The sequence below is a fragment of the Methanogenium sp. S4BF genome, from assembly GCF_029633965.1.
Lineage (GTDB): Archaea > Halobacteriota > Methanomicrobia > Methanomicrobiales > Methanomicrobiaceae > Methanogenium.
Genome location: NZ_CP091277.1, coordinates 1668106 through 1688592, shown reverse-complemented (window position 1 = coordinate 1688592; position 20487 = coordinate 1668106). Strand labels below are relative to the sequence as shown.

At 55.0% G+C, this 20487-nt stretch carries 19 protein-coding genes and 1 tRNA gene; 11 read left to right on the top strand and 9 right to left on the bottom strand.

From position 1 onward, the window contains the following. The first annotated feature begins 21 nt into the window (after positions 1 to 21). Together L1S32_RS08130 and L1S32_RS08125 are read left to right on the top strand one after the other, a co-directional pair. Positions 22 to 1317 (top strand): S-layer protein, encoded by a 1296-nt coding sequence (locus L1S32_RS08130; RefSeq protein ID WP_278154522.1) that lies wholly within the window; start codon positions 22 to 24, stop codon positions 1315 to 1317. Next, entirely contained in the window at positions 1317 to 2012 is a 696-nt protein-coding gene (locus L1S32_RS08125; RefSeq protein ID WP_278154521.1) for a glucose-6-phosphate isomerase family protein, read from the top strand. The genes L1S32_RS08130 and L1S32_RS08125 overlap by 1 nt, the downstream gene beginning before the upstream one ends. Before the next feature lie 4 nt (positions 2013 to 2016). Here the strand turns inward: L1S32_RS08125 and L1S32_RS08120 are convergent, their stop codons facing one another. From L1S32_RS08120 to L1S32_RS08110, 3 genes are read right to left on the bottom strand one after another with little or no spacing between them, the layout of a single operon-like run. Next, on the bottom strand, positions 2017 to 2769 hold the full coding sequence (locus tag L1S32_RS08120; RefSeq protein ID WP_278154520.1) for an NAD+ synthase: 753 nt from the start codon (positions 2767 to 2769) through the stop codon (positions 2017 to 2019). A gap of 1 nt (position 2770) precedes the next feature. After that, positions 2771 to 4498 (bottom strand): NAD-binding protein, encoded by a 1728-nt coding sequence (locus L1S32_RS08115; RefSeq protein ID WP_278154519.1) that lies wholly within the window; start codon positions 4496 to 4498, stop codon positions 2771 to 2773. Continuing rightward, positions 4495 to 5430, bottom strand: coding sequence for an ATP-binding protein (locus L1S32_RS08110; RefSeq protein WP_278154518.1), 936 nt, complete (start codon positions 5428 to 5430; stop codon positions 4495 to 4497). The genes L1S32_RS08115 and L1S32_RS08110 overlap by 4 nt, the downstream gene beginning before the upstream one ends. A gap of 20 nt (positions 5431 to 5450) precedes the next feature. On the opposite strand from L1S32_RS08110, the gene L1S32_RS08105 reads away from it, so the two are divergent. The 3 genes from L1S32_RS08105 to thiL are packed head-to-tail and all read left to right on the top strand — an operon-like array spanning position 5451 to position 9098. Beyond that, on the top strand, positions 5451 to 6308 hold the full coding sequence (locus tag L1S32_RS08105; RefSeq protein ID WP_278154517.1) for an RIO1 family regulatory kinase/ATPase: 858 nt from the start codon (positions 5451 to 5453) through the stop codon (positions 6306 to 6308). Next, positions 6305 to 8242, top strand: coding sequence for a DUF460 domain-containing protein (locus tag L1S32_RS08100; RefSeq protein WP_278154516.1), 1938 nt, complete (start codon positions 6305 to 6307; stop codon positions 8240 to 8242). Before L1S32_RS08105 ends, L1S32_RS08100 begins: the two co-directional genes overlap by 4 nt. Continuing rightward, a complete protein-coding gene (gene thiL / locus L1S32_RS08095; protein ID WP_278154515.1) occupies positions 8235 to 9098 on the top strand; it encodes a thiamine-phosphate kinase in 864 nt (287 codons plus the stop codon). The genes L1S32_RS08100 and thiL overlap by 8 nt, the downstream gene beginning before the upstream one ends. Positions 9099 to 9113: 15 nt before the next feature. Here thiL and L1S32_RS08090 read toward each other — a convergent pair whose 3' ends face one another. After that, on the bottom strand, positions 9114 to 10613 hold the full coding sequence (locus tag L1S32_RS08090) for a PAS domain S-box protein (protein ID WP_278154514.1): 1500 nt from the start codon (positions 10611 to 10613) through the stop codon (positions 9114 to 9116). A gap of 914 nt (positions 10614 to 11527) precedes the next feature. On the opposite strand from L1S32_RS08090, the gene L1S32_RS08085 reads away from it, so the two are divergent. From L1S32_RS08085 to L1S32_RS08065, 5 genes are all read left to right on the top strand, one after another. Continuing rightward, positions 11528 to 12004, top strand: coding sequence for a hypothetical protein (locus L1S32_RS08085; RefSeq protein ID WP_278154513.1), 477 nt, complete (start codon positions 11528 to 11530; stop codon positions 12002 to 12004). A gap of 78 nt (positions 12005 to 12082) precedes the next feature. Beyond that, on the top strand, positions 12083 to 13456 hold the full coding sequence (locus L1S32_RS08080; RefSeq protein WP_278154512.1) for a hypothetical protein: 1374 nt from the start codon (positions 12083 to 12085) through the stop codon (positions 13454 to 13456). Between the two features lie 3 nt (positions 13457 to 13459). Beyond that, positions 13460 to 13966 (top strand): fibronectin type III domain-containing protein, encoded by a 507-nt coding sequence (locus L1S32_RS08075; RefSeq protein ID WP_278154511.1) that lies wholly within the window; start codon positions 13460 to 13462, stop codon positions 13964 to 13966. Between the two features lie 43 nt (positions 13967 to 14009). Next, on the top strand, positions 14010 to 15398 hold the full coding sequence (locus tag L1S32_RS08070) for a hypothetical protein (RefSeq protein ID WP_278154510.1): 1389 nt from the start codon (positions 14010 to 14012) through the stop codon (positions 15396 to 15398). A 270-nt stretch (positions 15399 to 15668) separates the two neighbouring features. Then, positions 15669 to 17138: a DHA2 family efflux MFS transporter permease subunit gene (locus L1S32_RS08065; protein WP_278154509.1), complete on the top strand. Its 1470-nt coding sequence runs from the start codon at positions 15669 to 15671 to the stop codon at positions 17136 to 17138. A 118-nt stretch (positions 17139 to 17256) separates the two neighbouring features. Here L1S32_RS08065 and L1S32_RS08060 read toward each other — a convergent pair. The 5 genes from L1S32_RS08060 to L1S32_RS08040 form a co-directional block, all read right to left on the bottom strand. Next, positions 17257 to 17328: transfer RNA gene (locus L1S32_RS08060), tRNA-Ala, on the bottom strand. Positions 17329 to 17374: 46 nt separating this feature from the next. Further along, on the bottom strand, positions 17375 to 18385 hold the full coding sequence (locus tag L1S32_RS08055; protein WP_278154508.1) for a transcription initiation factor IIB: 1011 nt from the start codon (positions 18383 to 18385) through the stop codon (positions 17375 to 17377). Positions 18386 to 18397: 12 nt separating this feature from the next. After that, positions 18398 to 18622 carry an RNA-binding protein gene (locus L1S32_RS08050; protein WP_278154507.1) on the bottom strand — a complete coding sequence of 75 codons (225 nt, stop codon included), beginning with the start codon at positions 18620 to 18622 and terminating at the stop codon, positions 18398 to 18400. Positions 18623 to 18837: 215 nt separating this feature from the next. Then, on the bottom strand, positions 18838 to 19476 hold the full coding sequence (locus L1S32_RS08045; RefSeq protein WP_278154506.1) for a histidinol phosphate phosphatase domain-containing protein: 639 nt from the start codon (positions 19474 to 19476) through the stop codon (positions 18838 to 18840). Positions 19477 to 19491: 15 nt separating this feature from the next. Continuing rightward, complete coding sequence (locus L1S32_RS08040) at positions 19492 to 19755, bottom strand: signal recognition particle subunit SRP19/SEC65 family protein (protein WP_278154505.1); 264 nt, start codon at positions 19753 to 19755, stop codon at positions 19492 to 19494. A 54-nt stretch (positions 19756 to 19809) separates the two neighbouring features. On the opposite strand from L1S32_RS08040, the gene hypB reads away from it, so the two are divergent. Beyond that, a complete protein-coding gene (hypB, locus tag L1S32_RS08035) occupies positions 19810 to 20457 on the top strand; it encodes a hydrogenase nickel incorporation protein HypB (RefSeq protein WP_278154504.1) in 648 nt (215 codons plus the stop codon). Positions 20458 to 20487: the final 30 nt, after the last annotated feature.

The following is a 20487-nucleotide window of genomic DNA, read 5'->3' as shown; positions in this document are numbered from 1 at the left end:
AAATACAACAACAGTGATATTATGAATTTTTCACGTACTGCAATCATAGGAATTGTCCTCATTGTGTGCCTCTGCGCACCGGTGATGGCAGCAGAGAAAGTGATCTCCGGACCACCGGATCTGCGTGTCAGTATCGAGGGCAGCAATGAATACTATCCTGATACCATGGTAACGATCCCGGTGAAGGTGGAGAACATCGGGACCATTGACTTCTCCTCACAGAATCCGGCAAATGTGGCCCGTGAAGACCGGCCGAACACCGCAAAGAACGTGGTTGTCACCCTCGGCGAGGGGAATGCCCCGGTCTCCGTCAAGACTGATGCACAGCTGGTGGGCGACATTAAAGGCGGTGCACGCGTGCAGGCGCCATTTGAGGTCAGAATCAACGATGGTGCGCCAGCAGGAACCTACGTTTTGCCGGTCACCCTGGAATACACATACCTCTATCAGGCAAATGAGTTCAGCAATGACGCACTGAAGTATGAATACCGGACTAAAACAGATACCCTCTCCCTTGAAGTCGTCATCAAACCGGATGTGCAGGCCACCGTACTCTCGGCAGATGTCGTTGAACTCAATGCCGGCACGGAAGGCTATCTGACCGTTTCCGTAAAAAACAGCGGACAGGACACGGGACAGCAGGCGACACTCGTTCTCTCACCGGTCTCCGGAAGCCCGGTCACCCCGACCGACGGCAGTTTCTTTATCGGTGAGTTCGCCCCCGGCGAAACAGTAACAGCGCACTTCAAGGTAGCCGCATCAAAGGATGCCTCCGGCTCATCCTATCCGATGAATCTCGCTGTCACCTATGAGAACAGTGAAGGCGACAAAGTCACCTCAAAGCTGGTGACCATCGGTGTCCCGGTCGGAGAGGAGATAACTTTCGAGGTAGTCTCTGAGGCATTTACGATGTATCCGGCAGAGAAGGGCACGATTGAAGTGGTTTACAAAAACACCGGCGGTGCCACTGCCTATGATGCCACCTCCCGTATCAGTGCCGTTGACCCGTTCACGAGCAATGACGACACTGCATACCTCGGGGACCTGGCACCCGGTGAAACGGCAACAGCCTATTATCAGGTCAGCGTCTCTGATGATGCCACCATCAAGACCTATGGACTGGACACTGAGGTCCGGTACAAGGACTCCCTGAAAAACAGTGTCATCTCAGACCCGATGAAGGCTGAAGTGACCATCCAGAGCAGAAGCGGCCTTGGAACCATCTTCACGAACCCCATTTTCATCACGGTGCTGCTCTTCGTAATCCTTGGTGCCGGGTACTATCTATATCAACAGCGGAAACAGAAACAACAATAATGGAACTGTACCGGGACATCGATCTGCCCGAACCGCAGATACGAACAATAGGCCAGATGCGTCCGGTCCTTGCCGAGGCAGGGTGCAGTGCATCCGGCCCCCTCTATTTTATGTACCGGAACCTTGCCCGCACGGCAGAGGACCGGGACTGGCTGACCGCCAACAGGATACGGTTTGATTATACGGTCATTCCCCCGATGAGCGTATGCGGGGAATTTGCTAAGACCAAGGGCCATTATCACCCGGCAGCACCGGACGGCACCGGCTATCCCGAACTCTATCAGGTGCTCTCCGGCAGGGCTGAATACCTGCTTCAGACACGGGATGCAGCAGATGTGATTGTCGTACGGGCAGGGCCCGGCGATGCCGTCCTCGTTCCGCCGGGATACGGGCATGTCACCATCAATCCGGCAGATACTGAACTCTGCATGGTAAATCTGGTATCCGAAGAGTTTTCAAGTGAATATGCAGCGTATGAAGAACACCGGGGGGCGGCATACTACCACTGCACTGACGGGTGGATAAAGAATCCACGATATCCTGGTGCGGGTCCCCTTACCATACGGGATGCCCCGGAATTCCCTGAGGCGGGCATCGTCCACGGCAGGGAGATATACGATCTTATCGGCGGGGACGCCCTTGGCTACCTGAACGATCCCGGGAACTACGCGGCATTGTTTCGTACGTTAAAATAGATGATTATGAGATATCCATCAGGTTTGGCGGGCCCATGCGTTTGTGCATGGATGCCTGCACTTTCCCGAGGATAAGCTCTTCCTGTGCATTTGACGCCGTCCAGTTGTTCGCCTCAAGAGAGGCGAGTGCACGGTCAATCTCTGCATAGGTAAACCCGATATCCGCCTCATCACTCTGGCCCGGCCAGAGTCCTGCGGAGGGGGCTTTCTCGATGATGGGTGCCGGCACGCCGACCTCTTCGGCGAGTGCAAAGACCCTCGTCTTGTAGCAGTGCAGAATCGGCTGGATGTCGGCCGCATTGTCGCCGTATTTGGTGCAGTAGCCAAGCATGTATTCAGACCGGTTGGAGGTCCCGCAGACGAGATGATGCAGACGGTTTGCATGGTAATAGAGTGTCGTCATGCGGATGCGGGCCATCAGGTTGCCGTTCAGATACGGGGTCTTCTCAAACTCTTCCATGCCGGCAAAGGCATTGAGCATCGGTTCAATGGATATCGTTTTGAAGGGGATGTCAAACGCGGCGCAGAGGTCGGCACCGTCTTTCAGGTCGGCTTCAGGGGTGACCGGGGACGGAAGGGCGATGCCCACCACCCGTTCTCCGCCCACCGCCCGTGCACAGAGTGCTGCGGCGAGGGCCGAGTCCACTCCGCCGCTGATGCCCACGACAAATCCTTTGGCCCCGGAGGACCAGAGCGTGTGGCGTATCATCTGTTCAATTCGTTCGCATTCACAGCCTGTTTCACATGTTTGTTTCATTTCAGTTATCTCCTGGTGATGTTGCGCGGATGAATGCCTGCAGCTGGTCCCGGGTGCCGATAACGATCACTTCGTCACCTTCCATTAAAATCCGGTTTTTCTCCGGGTGTATCACATATTTATGGCGCCCGCGAAACCCGATGACCTGCACGCCCGTCCGTGCCTCAATACCCTCTACCGTAATGGGGAGTTTATTCATAATATGCTTGGCTGCAATCTTCTGCCCCTGGATGCCCGGCAGGTCAAGAATGAGGTGGATGAGGTCGGCAAGGACGATGTTTGCTGCGAGAATCGCCCCGTGGGTCGGGAGATCGACGACATAGTCAGCACCCGCCCGGTAGAGCTTCTCCACCGATTCCGGCTCGGTGGCAACCGAGAGCACCCGCATCTTCTGGTTGAGCGTCCGTGCCATCAGGGTGCTGAAGATGTTCACGTCGTCATCCGAGGTTGCGATAATGCATACCGAGGCATGGGTGATGCCCGCTGCAATGAGGTCAGCCTCTGACTCCCCGCTGCCGTGGATCCCGGGCACCTCGTCTGCCACCGGATCGATGACCGTGGCATGGATGCCGATCTCCTCCAGTTCCGTATACACGGTCCTCCCGATCCGGCCGAATCCGACAATAACCGCATAGGCATCGGTCGTCCCGGGGGTGAGGCTCTCATCGAGCGTGGCATGGACATCCGCCTCCGCCCCGTGGACAAAGAGGATCATCGACTTGTCGATGATCGCCATTTCATCCGGGTACATGATGAAGTCGTGTCCCTTCCAGTATGAGACGATCTCAATCGGGTGTTCGTCATTCCGGTTAATATCACCCACCGTGTGCCCCACGAAGCGGAATCCTTCGAGGACGGGAAGCATGAATATCTTCCGTTTTTCCCCGCCGTTTTCGGGTCCCTCCGTGGACTGGAGGGTGCAGTACGGGTTTTCATCATAGATGGTCTCGAAGAAGGGGCCGGGGACGGCATAGCGGGCAAGGCTCTTTCCGGCAACGCTTTTCGGGGAGAGGATATATTCAGACCCGGCGTAGCGGAGAAAGCGGTCCTTGGAGATGTCTTCTACAATGGTGATGATCTTCGCATCGGTCATACGTGTAATCCCGAGGATGATCTTTGCCGCAGTGTGCTCTTCTTCATTGATGATGACGTAGTCCGCCTTTGAGATCCAGGCATTCTTCCAGGTCTCCTCGTCATTGTATTTGCCCCATATGACCTGCGGTGCATCCCCTTTCATCCCGAGTGCCTTCTTTGCACGTTCTTCACTCTCCTCAACGAGGATGATGTCATTTTCAGCAATCGGGAGCATTTGAAGCAGTGATCGCGTGACCTCATTGAAGCCCGCCACAACGGTGTGGCCGTCCGGACGGATTGAAGTCCGGCGGGGAGGCCCTGTGCGGAAGGCCCGTTCGAGATACGGGGAGAGCAGGGCGGGGATGATGAAGAGGACCGTGGTCACCCCGGCGATGATGATGATGATGACGAGCACATGGGTGATGTCACTCTCCATCGGGAACGTGAGGCCATAGCCCACGGTCGAGATGGTCATGACCACAAAGTAGAGTGATTCTATCGGGGTGAGGGTATACCCTTCCAGTATGGGGATTAAAAGGTAGATGAGGAGGGCATAGATGATGATCTGGGCCGCAAGAGCAGTGACATAGAGGCGCAGACGCTTGGGCGGCGCCACACCCTGGATGATCCGTTTCAGACTCTTATGGGGTTTCATCGCCCTTCGCCCCGTCTCACCTCATCGAGGACTGCACAGGTCCGGCAGTTTCCGAATGCCGGTTCGCCGCATCTTGGGCAGATCTCCGGCGGTGCGGCAGGGCCGGCGCCCAGTCCCTGCAGGTCTTCTCCCAGGCCCCGTACCGCGTATTTGGTGGCCGGGTGCAGCCAGTTATACTCGTTTAAGAGCCTGCGCACATCCCCGCGGAGGGCATTGTGGGCATACGGGCACCCGTGGTCTGCAAGAGGCCCGACATGCAGATGGGCGTAGAGTGCGACCTCACGCTCAGGGATGGCGGCAAAGGGGCGTATCCGCGGTATCATCCCCGGATTCTCCCGCTGCGGCATGGTCAGGCGTTCGGTGTCTCCCCGGAGGACGTTCATCATCACGGACTGTGCCTCGTCGTCGAGATTAAATCCGAATGCAATTTTCGTGCACCCGGCCTCACGTGCAATGCGGTTCATCACCCGGCGGCGCAGCACCCCGCAGAATGAGCAGGAGCGCCGGTCGTCCCCCTGGCCTTCCACAATGCCGTCCAGGGTGATGCCATACTCCTCAGCAAAGGAAGCGGTATGCCAGGGCACCCCGTAGCGTTCGACAATTGCTTTCATCTCAGAGAGGTCACGATAGCCGGCGATGCCCTCATCGATTGTGATCGCATGGATGGTGATGTCCGGGCGATGGCCAAACGTTTTGATGAGAAAATGCAGGAGAGATGTGGAATCCTTCCCGCCCGAAAGGGCAACGCCTATCGTATCGCCGTGCTCCACCCACCGGTGTTTGCGTATCTCGCGTTTCACCCGGGACTCGACGCTCTCGGTGAAGTGCTCGCGGCAGAGGTGCATTCCTGAGTACCGCTGGTATATGATCGCCTCCCGGCGGCATTTTGAACAGTTCATGGGGGTGTCAATCAAAGATATATCATCTCTCATGTTAAATCCATACTACAATAATGTCCATCTGTGCTGACGATGTGCGTGGCCTTCACCGCTTCGAAATCAAGATCCTGCTCGCCCTGGAACGACTGATGAAACACTACCGCTGGGTCCCGGAGGATGTTCTCCGCCACCAGACGAAGCTCTCCGAGTCTGAACTGGCCTACCGCCTCGGACACCTGATGGAGCGCAACATGGTGAAGAGCAGTTCTGTGCCTTACAAAGGATACCAGATGGTCTTCACCGGATTTGACGCCCTCGCCCTGCAGGGTGCGGTGCGCAAAGGGTCGGTCACCTCCCTCGGGTGCCTCCTCGGCGTCGGGAAGGAGGCGACAGTCTATGAGGCGATGGGGATGGGGGTTGTTGCCCTGAAGTTTCACCGGGTCGGCCAGCAGTCGTTCCAGACCGTGCGCCGGTCGCGGACCTATATGCCGCAGTACAAGCATTTCCCGTGGATATTTGCCTCAACCTTCTCGGCCCGTCAGGAGTATGACGCCCTCACTGCCCTGCACGCAGAGGTTTCGGTGCCGGTGCCGGTAGACATCAACCGCAATCTCATTGTGATGACGTTTATCCACGGGGTGCCCATCGCACAGGCGACTCTGGAGAATCCGGATGATGTCTTTGCGGTCATTGTGGAGAATGTGGCCAAAGCCTATCAGCTCGGCTATATTCACGGCGATCTCTCGGAATTTAATGTCATGGTGGACGGGAAGGATGTCTGGCTGATTGACTGGCCGCAGTGGATCGATCCCGCACACCCGACAGCAGCAGAGATCCTGCTGCGCGACATCACCAATATCTGTACCTTCTTCTCCCGGAAGTACCGGGTCGATGCGCCGGTGGAAGAGACACTTGCGCAGGTGGTCGGGTGAAGGTCTTTGGGATCGATATTATCCATGGATCAGTACGTTCGCGGGGCGAGAGACCGCGTTTTGCCCTTGTAATCCGCGAGGACAGTCAGGAACAGGACACTGCCGAGGTTTCGGTATTCCGTCTGCTCCGCCGTATCGCGCGTGAAAAACCCGACATCCTCGCCGTCGACTCGGTGCAGGAGATTGCCCGTGATCAGCGGGCTCTTTTTTCGTTTCTGCAGTCCCTGCCCCCGCAGACTATGCTGGTGCAGTCCACCGGCGGGGAGAAGCAGCAGTCCCTCCCGCGGGTGGCCGCCCGGTACAATATGAAGTTCAACCGGTTGGATCCGTTTGCAGAGGCCCGCGCATCCGCGGTGGTCGCCGAACTCGGCGGCGGTGCGGAGGTGGTGGCCTTTGAGAATACGACTGATGTGTTCGTCTCGCGGGGCCGGTCGCTCGGGAAAGGGGGATGGAGCCAGAACCGCTACGCACGCAAGGTGCACGGGGCGGTGCGGCAGACGTCCCGCGATGTGGAGGCGACACTGCGGGAGCACGGCCTCTCGTATACGACAGAGGAGGTGAAGGCGTTCGGCGGCCTCGGCCGGGTGCATTTTACGGTCGCCTCCCCGCGGGAGGATGTGCCGGTCACCACTGTCCGGTCGGCAGATGTGCAGGTGAAGGTGGCGGGACGCCGGCTCGACCGTATCCGCTACCGGACGCGGGGCGGCGGACAGCGGTATCTCTTTGTGGGCATCGATCCGGGGACGACAGTGGGCATCGCCGCGGTCACGCTGGACGGCGAACCGGTGCTTGTCAGGAGCTCCCGGACGATGGCGATGCCGGATGTGATTGAAGCGCTCTACACCGCGGGGCGGCCGCTGGTGGTGGCCACCGATGTGCACCCGATGCCCGCCTCGGTCGAGCGCATCCGCCGGGCCTTCTCGGCGGTCGGCTATACGCCGAAGGCTGACCGGACGGTAGAGGAGAAGAAAACACTCTGCGGTGATATCCCCTACGGGAACGATCATGAGCGCGACTCCCTCTCGGCGGCGATGGACGCCTTCCGCGCCTACCAGCCGAAGTTCAGGAACGTCGCAAAACGGGTGCCGCCCGGCCATGACATGGATGACGTCCGGGCTGGTGTTGTCCGGGGCCTCTCTCTCGAGCAGATCCTGGGAAAGGGCGTGCCTGCCCCTGCACCGGAGGGGGAAGGGGAAGAAGAGGCTGTTCCTGCCCCCGGCCCGCGGGACGACCGCCTGCTCCAGCTCGACGGGATGGTGAAGTCCCTGCGGGGGCATGTCGCTGACCTGCAGGCGGAAGGGGAGGCAAAGGACCAAGAGATCGCCCGCCTGAACGCGCTTCTGGACCGGGAACGGACGACGGAGAGTCAGGCCCTGCGCAGGGATACCGAGGTTGCAAAGCTCGATACGATCATCGCAAACCAGAAGAAGAAGCTCCGGCGGGAGGAGCGACGGACAAAACAGCTGAGAAAGCAGGTGGACCGCCTCCGCCGCCTGTCGAGCAGCCAGGCGGGAGATGATCGCCTGCTTGTGAAGGCGGCCGAGTCCCTCTCCCGCGATGCAATCCGTCGGGTGGAAAGCGATTTCGGGATTGCAGAAGGCGACATCATCGCGGTGAAGACGACGGCCGGGTGGGGGACGACGGTGCTTGACACCCTTGCAGAACTCCGGATCCGGGCGCTTATCGGCGGCGGTGACGGCCGCCTCAAAGACGCCTGCCTCGAACGGGGGATTGTGCTCCTCGGCTCCAAAGAGACGGCCCTTGAGATCCGCGGCCCGGTCGGGAGTGCGGATGCCGCCCGTGTTGCGGCGGCAGAGGAGGCGTGGCAAAAAGAGATCGCCGCCTATGAGCAGGGGAAGAAGTCAGAGATGATTGAATCAATTTTCCGGGAGTACCGGACACAACGGGAGCGTGAGGTGAAGCGGGATGGATGACAGGGCACTGGTGAAGGCGATTCGTGCGATCATCGGGACTGCAGCGACGGATGACGACTGTGCGGTCATCGACGATGGCGGGAACTATCTGGTGATGTCGACTGATATGCTCCATGAGACGACCGATTTCCCGAAAGGAATGACGGATTATGAATGCGGCTGGATGGCAGCGGCCGTCACCCTCTCCGATGTGGCGTCGATGGGGGCGGCCCCCGTTGCCCTGCTTCTGGCAGCAGGGGTGAACCGTGCGGACCGCGTTGAGGCGATTATCCGCGGCGCAGACGATTGCTGCCGTGCCTATGGCTGCCGTTTAATGGGTGGCGATCTCGACGCCCATACGGAGTGCACGCTGGTCTCGACCGGCCTCGGGCGGGTTCCGTGTGACTGTCTGGTACGGCGGCGGGGTGCCCGGCCCGGCGATATTGTGGCGGTCACCGGGACTCCCGGGCAGGCGCAGGCGGGGCTGGACGGGTATCCGGCCCACTGGCAGGCACTGGTGACTCCCCGGCCGGGTGTATTCGAGGGGCAGGCCCTCGGGCGTGCCGGGGCGACTGCCATGATGGATGTCTCTGACGGGCTCTCGATATCCCTGCACGACCTTGCCGAGGCGTCCGGGGTGCGGCTGGATATAGTGGAGGCTGCCATCCCCCGGCCGGAGGGGGTGCCTGACGGGGATGCGGCCCGCTATGCCCTTTTTGGCGGCGGCGACTTCGGCCTCTTGTTCACCTGTCCTGAGGACGTGTTCCCGGTTGAAGGTGTGGATGGGACCTGTATTGGGCGGGTTTCTGAGGGAGAAGGGGTGTTTCTGGACGGGAAACCGCTTGAGAAGGCGGGGTATTCGCATTACTGGGAATAGATGGAAAAATGGGTTTTACGGTCTGGCACTGTCCATTGTTTGTGTTTGGATGGATGACACCTCTGATTGTCCCAGGAGTTTTCGAAGCTCGATGTCCTGTTCCTGAAACACCCTGACCGCCTTTTCAAGGCTTGTGATATCATAGAGGAGGTTGACGGCGCCGAATATTGTACCCTCATTGTCTCTGAGGGGGAAGAAGCGGATCTCGTACTCATTCTCTTCTCCGAATCGTTCAACGACGCGGAAGTCCTCCCCCTCCAGCGCCCGTGCCCAGAGTGTTTGGGCCTTCTCCAGATCATCCGGCAGGTGCGAGAGTATCTCTTCAATCCTCATGCCGGCTTCCGGGGGTCTTCCAAAGACCCGTTCAAACTCATTTTTATAGGCGGAGTTTGAAGTGATGAAGGCGAAGTTGGTGTCGATAGCGGCGACCATGCGGTCGCTTCCCTCGATGATGCCGTTCAGGAGGGTGTTTGTGAACTTCAGGGCAGCCTCCTTCTTTTTTTTGTCGGTCACATCGTTGATTAAAAGCAGCCAGCGCCGGTCATTATCGCCGGGGGTGTGCATGGGGGTGGATGTTATTTCTGCGTATACCATTGTCCCGTCTCTGCGAAACAGTTTGATCTCCCCTTCGTGGTCGCCGTTTTCTGTCAGGCGTGCCTGCGCCTCCCGGAGCATGCGGGTGCCTGCATCGTCCGTGAAGGTAAAGGCAGAGCGGCCCTGCATCTCACCGATGGCATAGCCAAGCATGGTGGCCATGGTCGGGTTGACGAAGGTGATGATGCCGTCGTTTGGGTCGAGGGCGAGAATCCCCTCACGGGCATGGTCGACGAGGGCATGGTAGCGCCGTTCACTCTTTTTAAGGGCTTTTAATGCCTCACCGTGTCCCTCGATCTCACGGTTCAGGTCGTCTGTGGTGGTGGCAAGCCTGATTCCGTCTGCATGAATCCGCTCCTCAAGCTGTGCCTGATATGCCTTCAGATCGGTGATGTCCTCCAGCATGATGCCTGCACCCTTCACTCCTCCCTCAAATGCAGTGGGAATGATCTTTGCCCGAAACCATTGCGGCCCTTCGTTGCCCGGCACAGCGTATTCGGTCATCATCTCCCTGCCGCCAATCGCCTGGAGGATGTAGTCTGCAAGGTCGGGGAACGGGAGGAGTGAGATGCCGAGGTGTGAGATGTCAGTGCCGATGACCTCCTGCCGCCGGAGCTGTTCGGTTTCAAGGAGATTGTCACTCACATAGGCCACCTCACGCCTGTTGTTGACGACGATGATGAAGTCAGACGAGAGATTCAGCATCGAAGTGACGGGAATCCGGTTAATGAGAAAGAAGACCTTTGCGTTGCCGATCTGTTTCATCCCTGTCCTGCCGGAGAGGGAGAGGACATCGAGATATTTTGCCACGCGGTTTCGGCCGATGCCGCTTTCTGCAGCGATTGAGGTGATCGTCATTCCATGCGGCTGTTCAGCAAGGAGCTGGCTTATCTCTCCGAGTTCGTCAGAATAGTCAAGCATGGAAGGCGTTCACCACAATAAAACCTGTTGTAATCAGTAAGATAAAATTAACCTCATATATGCGGCTCGTCCCTCCCTTCGTCGGGTGCCGGACGCTGATGGTTATGCTGTTTTTTCGCTGATGATGAGGGCGGTGCAGCAGTCGTATCAGGGAGGTGTGGGTCCCGTAAGGTAGTTTCTGCCAGAATTCTGAAGATTTTTTTTGTTTTTTTCCGTGGATTATTCTGGATTTGTTTTGTTACCTGATGCCATTTATCGCTTTAATTTCGCGCGCGCGTTCAATGTGGGTGGTTTTATGCTCACGGGAAGGCGCGGCACTGCATGCATGTGCGCCTTGATTTTGGTTTATATCTGGGCTATTTTCAAAAAAAAGTGCTATTCATCTTATTTCGGTGTTCGTAAAATGAGACCGGGACTTTGGATGAGGTATTATTTTCCTGGACGGAGTGGGGATTACCCCGATGGTGATGGATGTGAGATGCCGCAGGGGAATTGTGAAAGGGTGTATAAGAGTGCCGCACTCTCTTCTTCCTCATCCACCCGAATAAATCGCCTTTTCCCCATTCAAACATTCATATCATTTGTCTTCAGCCTCTGGTTGGGTGATGTATCGCCACTGTGTCCGTCATTGCGGAAACGATCTCAGGAATGTGGATTCTGGGAATGCATGCACTACTGCACGGAAATGTCTGTGCGCTCGCGAATGCGGTATCGGGGCCATATTTGGCCTTGCAATATGTTAATATTCTTTCAAAAATAGTGTTCAGTGTGTAAGGCTTCCGAAGAGGTGCTGCCTTCTCCCCAGGTTGATGGCGGCAGCACCCCGTGCTTCGAAAGCGGCAAGGGGGGAGTTCTTGCATGTCGAAATGGTGGGACCACAATTCCGGTCCCTGAGTTAAAGGAGAATTGAAAACATGAAAAAGTTTGTTATAGCAGCAGTGCTGCTTGTTGCTCTGGCGATGGTGCCGGGGGTTATGGCTGGAGACACAGTTCAAATTGATGCAGAGGTTCAGTCTTCTCTCTCAATTAGTGTTACTGAAGGCGCCGATATTGACTGGACATTTGCGAATGTTGGTACTCAGTCTACCAGTGTACCGAAAATTGAAGTAAGTTCAAATATTGACTGGGATTGCACGGCAACTGGCACTAATGATGGAAAAATGCTGAGTACGACATTAACGACCCCGGCTACCTTAATACAGGGGATTTATATTGGTGATAGCTCTTCCGTAAAAACACCGCTCGGAACAAGTTATTCTGTTGTATCTGGTGCGGCTCCAACAGGCCAGTACAGTAAAAATGTCTATTTTGAACAAACCACTGAGTACGGTGATAAACCTGATAAATACGGTATCACTATAACCTTTGCAGTTTCCGCAGACGTGGATTAGAGTTTCCATAAATGGGTTAATCATATTCACCCATTTATAGATTTATTTTAACGATGAGATTATAATGAGGTTTAAATTATGGAATCTGATACCGATAAAAAAAGAAATTTACGACTTATTTTTTGCTTATTGCTCCTTCTTGTCCTTTGTATAAATTCTGCTTCTGCTGGCCTTAAAGTTACAAATGTTAAATTCATTGCAGAGATGTCACCTGGTGATGCGGCCACTCATACCATGACACTGAGTCTAATTGATACCGAATCACCTGTGGATATTTCCATCGAAGTTCATGGGTTATCCAATATTATATCCGGTGAAACTGTGCGAATTGTTCCATCTGAAGACAACAGTCCATACTCCGCTCGTGAATACATTTCTCTGGATAAGGTATCAATACATTTGAATCCCGGTGAAACTCAAACTGTTCGAGCAAATATTGATTTGCCACGTGATGTTGGGACAGGAGGTAGATATGCAATGATTCATATTTACACACTACCTTCAGGTTCAGGATCTGTAGGATTCTCTACAGCTGTGGACATTCCTGTTTTGATAACAATTTCGGGTGAAGAGATTATTAAAACGGGAAAAATTTCTGAAATAACGATTGGAGATGTGACAGATAGTCAACCTCTAAAAATTTCAACGATGTTTGAAAACACTGGAAATTATTACTATGGCCATTTGATTAACCGTATTGAAATTTTCAACCAAAATGATGAATTATTCGAGGAAATTACTACTGATCCAACAGATACCATGCTTCTTCCCATGAGTATTCAGAAATTTGAACAACAATATGTTGGTCCGATCGACTTGGGCGTATATACAGTAAATTCAAAAATATTGTTTGAAGATGGTGCACTGATCGATGAAATGAGCACCTCATTTGAAGTCAGTGAAGAATATGTGCCGCCCTTTGCTAGATGTTCAGTCATCGTGAGCCCAGGGAGTCCAACAGAACTTGCCTCCTCCGATGGTAGATGTAGCATTAGCTTCCCTCAGGGAGCAGTATTCGGAGATACAGAAGTGTCGCTGAAAGCGGTCGAAAAGAGCGATCTTCCGAGTACTAACCCAGATGTGAAACTCGGCACGACCTGCTTCTGTGTGAACGGGCTCTCCGGTCTACTGAGTAAAGATGCAACATTGATTGTCAGATATTCTGAGGATGACCTCGCAGTGGCGGGAGGAAAACCTTCGCTTCTTAAACTTGGTTTCTTTAATGAGGCTGAGCATCAGTGGGAAGTCATGCCGACCAAGGTGAATGAAAATGAGATGACTCTCACAACAAGTACCAATCATTTTAGTATGTGGGCAGTTCTCGCGTCAAGTAGTGATGGAAATACAGGATCCACAACCGGCAGCCAGGAATCAACCCCGCTGTCTCCCATCCTGAGCCTTGCAGCCCTCCTTGTGGTCGCGGTCGGCCTGAAGATGCGGCGGGAGCGCTGAGAGATGAGGGGCAAAATCCTTCTCTTTCTTTTTGTGTGTATTGGCGTCGTGCTTGCCAGTACCGGAGGAGCCACAGGAGCCGCCCCATCTGATTCTGCGTCTGTTGTTATTACGGGGCACGTCCCGCTCTGGATCTATGATGTGCATGTCGTCGATGTAACCTGCGACGCGGTGGAGATTGTGTGGAAGACCAACGGGAAGTCTATCTCGCGGGTTGGGTATGATACTGAGTCCCGTCCCGTGTTTGAGGACTATTCCTTCCAGGCATCTGGTGACATATTCCAGCTGGTGTATGAGCATACGGTATTGATTGAAGACCTCACCCCGGACGAGACATACTATTTCCGTGTCCTGTCCGTGATGGATCGGGATGAAGCAGCTGTCTCGGACGAATACCAGTTTACTACCCCTGAGAAAGAAGATTCTGATAACAACTGCTGGCGCTGGAGATGGCGCCACTGTCGGGGATGGGCCTGGGACTGGGGCTGGGAAGGAGATTGTTCCAAATGAAAATTCCTGAAAATGTGGGGATCATTTTCCGGGAGGTGGGCAGATGCAGGCACTGAACGTTGTCATGCTTTCCCTGTTCTGCCTTGCGGCGGTGTGCTGCACTGCGGGGGCTGCTCTGAGCGTGAACATGACAAATGTCACGGTCGGTGCCGGTGAAGAAGAAGTGATTGTTGTGGCCCTTGATGCAGCGCCAGCGGGAATCAGCATCTACAATCTTACTCTCTCACTGGAGAATGGGTCTGTAGCTGAGTTTACCGGGGTTGAATTTCCTGAATGGGTCATATCTTCTGAGAACACTACCTTTCCCGCATCGCTGGTTGATCTGAAGGGAGTGGACGAATCCCAATCGTCTGAAGCAGTTCCCGTACCTGTGCTTCTTGCAACTCTGCGTGTGCGGGGCATTGGTGCGGGAGAATCTCCTGTGGCAATATCCGTTCATCAGTTCTATGATGGCAACGGCACGATGATGGATGTTGAGTGCATGGCCGGTGTGATTTCTGTCAACGAGAGTGTCGCCGTTCCACCAACGGACAACCCTCCTGCAGATGATCCTGTGGAAGATGGTGTGGATGTTCCGGGAGTACGTATACTCAATGTCACCGTGGAAACCGGCGCAGAAGAGGTTGTTAATGTAACCTCTGATGCAGTGACTCAGGGACTCTCTGTGTGCAATCTTACTCTCTCGATTGAAAATGCGTCCGTGGCAGAATGGGTTGGTGTAGAATTCCCCTCGTGGGTGACCCCCTTCGAAAATATTACCTTCCCCAATTCTTCGGTGAATCTGCAGGTGACGGGTGATTCTCAGATGGTGAATGAGAGCGTGGACACGACCCTGCTGGCATCAATGCATGTAAGGGGTATTACTCCGGGTGTGTCTCCCATAATAGTCACCATTCACCAAATGGATGATGAAAATGGCACTGTAATGGACATTGAGGGTATCTCTGGTTTTGTCTATGTTAACAGGAGCGTTGATGTTCCTGTCGTGGAAAACGAAACCGTGGAGCCATCTTCAGATGATGGGGGTGGAAGCGAAGAGTATTGGTACGTCTGCAATATCGTGGGTGATATTTCCTTTGGCACCTTGGAAGAGGGTCCCAATGAGGAATCCGTCACCTTTGATATTGAGACCAATGATCCGGATGTGACGGCGGTTGAGATTACGGTGTGTGATACGAATGAACTTCTGCCTGGCTTCCTTGCTTCAGACGGCTATACGCTTTCTCTTCCGCTTCAGGTGAAGGGTGGGGACGCCTTTGAGTATCAAAACCTGAATTGTTCGGAAGTCGTACTCACATTTCCCATCTGGGAAGACGATTCCGGTGGTCTCACCATTGAGCCGCTCATCCTGAACCAGCCGGTTCCCGATATTCATTCCTGCCTGGCCGGGGATTACCACGTCTCTCTCTCATTTGATTCGGTCTTTATCTGATGGAAACAGTGGACAGACAGGTGCATTGCCATTTCATGCACCTGCCACTCCTATTCTTCCGGCAGATTCTAATTTTTTAAGGGTATGAGAGGGTACTGCAGCGACCTTTGCTGATCAGGGTTTGGTTCTGACATATGGGCATCACCATTAGAAGTTGACTGTGATCGCTCATTTTTCCTTACTGCGCCTGAAAAATTTCCGGTCAATCCCAAAAGCAACCCTCAAATATCCTCCTGTTTAACCGTTTGATACTTACATCAGGAGCCCTCCATGGAAACACCCCCGGCACTAACAAACCAGAAACTCCTGCTTTTTGCGATATCCGTCGCCGCATTCATGAGCGCACTGGACAGTTCCATCGTCAATATTGCCCTGCCGACCATCTCGACATCCTTTGATGTTTCAACGGGACTCGTCTCCTGGGTTTCGACGATGTACCTGCTCGTTCTTACGAGCTGCCTGATGATCTTCGGGAAGCTCTCGGACCGAATCGGCTTTCGCCGGATCTTTCTTGCCGGGTTTCTTGTCTTTGCCGCCGGGTCGCTCTTCTGTGCCCTCTCTCCGTCATTTCTCATGCTGGTCGGCTCCCGTGCCATCCAGGCGGTGGGCGGGGCGATGCTCGGCGCCATCAGCACCGCGATGGTGACGGTCTTTCTGCCGCCTGAGTCACGGGCAAAGGCGATCGGGTTTGTGGTGACGATGGCCTCCCTCGGTGTCGCCGCAGGACCCTTTCTGGGCGGGATTCTCACCGGGATGCTCTCGTGGCACTGGATCTTTTTAATCAACGTCCCGGTGGGCATTCTCGCCTGTATCCTCGGTGCGGCCGTCATCCCCTCTCTGCCCGCCCGTGAAAAGACCGCGTCGTTCGACCGCCGGGGTGCCCTGTACCTCTTCATCACGCTTGCCGCCCTCATCTATGCCCTGAACATGGGCATCTCCCTCGGGTTCACCTCGGCCCCGATTCTCACGGCGGGTGTCATCTGTGCCGCAGGCGCTGTTCTCTTTGTCCGTCAGGAACGCTCAGCGCCTGATCCCCTGCTCGACCTGCAGCTCTACCGGCACCGGGATTTCCTCTTTGCAAACATCGGGGCGCTTTTGATGATGTTTGCCTATTGCGGGTCAAACTTCCTGCTGCCCTTCTTCCTCGAGTATGTGCAGGGAATGCCGACATCGGTCGCCGGCCTCTACCTGACCGTCCCCTCGGTGACCCTGATGGCTGCCGGGTATGCATCCGGTGCCCTGTATGGTCGTTTTGGGCCGCGTAAACTCTGCATCGGGGCGGCAGGCATCTACCTTCTCTCGTTTCTCCTGCTCTCCACGTTTGCGGTGGAGACATCGGCTGTTGTCATTATAACTGCCCTTGCCCTGCTGGGATTCGGCCTTGGCCTCTATTACTCACCGAACACCAGTGAAATCATGTGCCTCGCCCCACGGGAAAAGCAGGGCATGGTCTCCAGTCTTGCCACCGCAGAGCGCAATGCAGGGGCTACGGTGGGCATCGTGGTCTTTGAACTGGCCTTCATCCAGTCGCTCATCACCCTCAGCAGCCGGGAAGGGCTGACCGAAGGAGCGCTGGCCAGCCAGCCGCAGCTTGCGGGCTCTATCATGGCGTCTGCCTTTGACCTTGCATTCTTTGTGGGTGCGATTGTGGCGGTGGCGGTGCTCATCCTTGCCGTTTTCACCCCGGAACCGCCAAACGCGGCAGAATGTGCCGGTGAAGAGGCCGGAATGATGGTGTAAGAAAAAAGAACGGAAAAATCAGATATTCATTTTTAGCAGCTGTTCGTAATCCCTGTCTTCACCGGATGTTCCCGATTTTACAAAAAGTCCCTCTCCGGAGAGGTGGCGGGCAAAAGCATGGACCTGGCGGGATTTGAACCCGCGGCCTCTACGTTGCGAACGTAGCGATCTACCCCTGATCTACAGGCCCGTTGGAATATACTCCAAAATAGTATTGGTGGGGGGGATTATCAATCTTACAGGATGATCTCGATATCGAGCTTCTCTGCAAGTTCCTTGTAGCGGTTCCGGATAGTCACCTCAGTGACGCCCGCCACCTCTGCCACCTCACGCTGGGTCCGTCGTTCGCCGCCCAGGATGGAGGAGATGTAAATGGCTGCTGCGGCGACACCGGTCGGGCCCCGTCCGCTGGTCAGTTCACGCTCGCCTGCCTGCCGGAGAATTTCAACCGCACGCGACTGGACCTCTCCTTTCAGGTTCAGGCCGGAGCAGAACCGCGGGACATAGTCAATCGGTGAGGTGGGAAGCAGTTTTAACCCGAGTTCACGGGAGATGAACCGGTAGGTCCTGCCGATCTCCTTACGGGAGACACGGGACACTTCTGCAATCTCATCAAGGGTACGCGGGACATTGCACTGGCGGCATGCTGCGTAGAGTGCAGCTGCTGCCACTCCTTCAATGGACCGGCCACGGATGAGGTTCTTGTCGACTGCATCACGGTAGACGACTGCTGCGGTCTCACGGACGTTTCGCGGCAGACCAAGTGCTGAAGCCATCCGGTCCAGCTCTGAGAGTGCAAATGCAAGGTTTCTCTCGGTTGCGTTTGAGACACGGATACGGCGCTGCCACTTCCGCAGGCGGTAGAGCTGGGCACGATTCTTTGATGAGATCGCACGGCCGTATGAGTCACGGTTCCGCCAGTCAATCATCGTGGAGAGACCTTTGTCGTGAATGGTAAAGGTCATCGGTGCACCGACACGTGACCGCTTCATCCGCTGGTCATGATCGAAAGCACGCCATTCGGGGCCGCGGTCAATGACTTCGTCATCGAGAACCAGACCACAGTTCTGGCATACCAGTTCGGCACGTTCGTTGTCCTGGACAAGCTGGCGGCTGCCGCACTCCGGACAGACAGTCTTTGTTGTCTCTTCTGTCCGTGATGCAACTGCCTCCTGTGCTTCTGTGGTTCTTTTTCTGAGTGTCTCCCGCTGGGACTGGAGTTGTTTTAGTTTTTCAATTTCCTGCATAATTCATCATCCTTATTCGGTATACAGCTGGTCACCCACACTGCATTTGCACTGGCCTTTGCAGACAACAAGGGCATACGGTGTTTTGATATTGCCAAACACTTCTACCAGTTTTCCGACAGGTTTGCTTTGCCGGTCAACAACCTCACTGTGGAGGCGTGGCAGCTGTCCTGCGTCAATAGCGACGACAGCACAGTTTTTGCCTGAAATATTTCTGATTTGACCAACAACCTTCATGTAATAAAACCTTCCAAAAATCTGGAGCCCTGTGGGTTCGTAACTATTATATGTTGAATTTAAAGGTATTTAAATATTGACATAATTCTTATATATTGTATGCATTTTTGTGGTGGTAATGCATGCCCTATCGCATGCAAATGCCCGGTATATGCCTCTTGTGGTCGATGCGGGTACTCCTGCCCCCGGGCAGGAATTCCGTATGCGCGGCATCTCTAAAGGAAGGGAAGGTTCTTCCCGGAGAGAATTGCAACGCTCTCGACTTCGGTGAGGCCCGCGCCCCGTGCAACCTGCATCCGCTCCGCCATCCTCATCAGGTCAGAGGGTGCGTGGGTATCTGAATTAACTGCAAGCAGGCATTGCTCTTCCCGTGCCACACAGACCACGTGACCGTTGGTCCGGTTATGTCCGCCCCTTGCCGTGATCTCCAGTGCTACCTGATTTTCACGGGCTAAGCGGGCATCTGCGGGTGATATGAGGCCGGGATGGGCCAGTACATCAACATCTGCACAGGCACAGGCTGCGGCATTGGTTCCCGGCGCAACGGGCTCCATGGTTGTCTCTCCGTGTACGATGATGATGTCTGCTCCTTTATCGCGTGCTTCACGCGCAAGGACGGATATTTCCCCCGGGGGCACATGGGTTATTTCTACGCCGACAAGGAGGCGGATCCCGTATGTCCGGGCCGTCTCGCGCATCGGGTCGAGGGCGTGCACAAGCGAGGTGATGTTTGAGCGGTCGGCATGATCAGTGATGCCGATCGTCTGGTATCCCAGCACTGCCGCCCGGCGGATAAGCTCGGCCGGAAGCAGTTCCCCGTCAGAGAAGATCGTATGGGTGTGGAGATCATACATGGTGCTCTTTCCCGTTCAGAACTTCGTTGCGATTTTTTTCATCAGCTCTTCCTTGCTTCCCTTCCATTCGACGATGACCCTGCCATCCTTTTTTTGCCAGTGTGCAGGGTGGGCGGTTCCCTCGTCAATCCGTGCCGAGAGGCCGGCCCTCTTTGCGGCCTTGTGGATTGCCCTGATCTGGGGGGCTTCCCGTGCCATCTCCCGGGGTACGCGGCGGCCCTGTCTGCGGGTGAGGGCACTATCGAAGTAACACGGGTAGAGTGTCCGCTCAGGATTCATATATTTAATATGTCTTTGTGAAGGTATAAACGATACTTTGTCATACATTTACGTATGCACCACATCGACGTCAGTATCGAAAAGGACATCTTTGACGCAAACAACCGCCTTGCTGCAAAGAATCATGACATACTTGCTGCAGCAGGCATTCGTGCGTTTGACCTTCTCGGTGCCATCGGGTCCGGGAAGACCTCTCTTGTGGAACAGCTGGTGCCTCTGCTGAAAAAACGGGGGCTGAATGTAGGGGCCATCGCAGGCGATGTCTATGGGGATGACGACTTCCAGCGGATCGTTGCAACCGGCGCGCCGGCAGTGAATGCAAATACCGGCAAGGAATGCCATCTGGATGCCCACCTTGTGCACCATGCCATTGACCATCTCCCGCTGGATGAGATTGACATACTCTTTATTGAAAATGTAGGGAACATGGTCTGCCCGACTGACTTTGCCCTTGGTGCAGAGAAGCGCATTGTAGTGGTCTCCACCACTGAGGGTGACGATGTCGCAAACAAGCACCCGATGATGTTCCGTGAGAGTTCCATGGCTGTCATCAACAAGGTGGATCTGGCAGAATATGTTGGATGTAACGTGGACAGGCTGGAGTCTGATATTCACCGGTACAACCCTGAGATGCCGGTATTCCGGACTAATATGAAGACGGGTGACGGGATGGAAGCCCTTCTCGATGAGATACTCCGCTGATCAGTGGAATTAAATAGATACAGGGGCAAT